This window comes from Octadecabacter dasysiphoniae (assembly GCF_021532615.1).
Taxonomy (GTDB): domain Bacteria; phylum Pseudomonadota; class Alphaproteobacteria; order Rhodobacterales; family Rhodobacteraceae; genus Octadecabacter; species Octadecabacter dasysiphoniae.
In genome coordinates, this window is the sequence record NZ_JAKGAQ010000019.1 from 1 (window position 1) to 687 (window position 687).

Annotated in this window: 1 protein-coding gene; it reads right to left on the reverse strand. The window is 58.8% G+C overall.

The annotated features are described in order from the left end of the window. On the reverse strand, positions 1-530 hold a 530-nt coding region (locus L0664_RS18455), incomplete at its 3' end, for a tetratricopeptide repeat protein (protein ID WP_235227377.1). Positions 531-687 lie beyond the last annotated feature (157 nt).

Sequence of the window (687 nt, forward strand, 5' to 3'; positions counted from 1 at the left end):
CTGAACATCGCAACCGGATTGCCAGCCTCTGCTGCCGTGCTAAACCGCGTTTGTGCGGTGTTAACATCGCCGTCCGACAAGGCCGACTGGCCCAGCACATTCAGCGCCGCGATGTTGTCTTGCGCCGCCGCAAGTTCCCAATATTCGCGCGCACGAACGACGTCTTCCTCGACCCCGCGACCGGTCTGATAGCTGAGTCCGCAATTTAGCTGCGCCTCGGCCAACCCTGCATCGGCCGCGGCGCAAATCAGGCGCGTGCCCTCAACGTAGCCGCGCAACAAAACGCGCCCTTCGTGATACATCAATCCAAGGCGCAGCTGGCCGCGCACAGATCCAAGCTCAGCAGAGGCCGCATACAAATTGGCCGCCCGCGACGCATCAGCCTCGGTGCCCAGACCCAATTCAAACAAACGCGCCAGGTAAAACGCACCCTCACCATCACCCGCTTCGTAAGCCTGCGCAAACGAGGCCGCAGCCCCCGCAACATCACCCGATTCCAAAAGTTCTACCCCGTCAGACACGTCGGCCATCGCAGGTCCCGCCATAAAAGTCGCGCACAAAACAAGGGCTAAAAAGGGTGAACGGATCGTTGGCATGTTGATAAAACTTTCGATAAAAAAGTGAAAATTGCTCACGCAAGGATCACGTGATCGGCGGTCAGGATGTCGGGGCTGACATCGGTCAGGA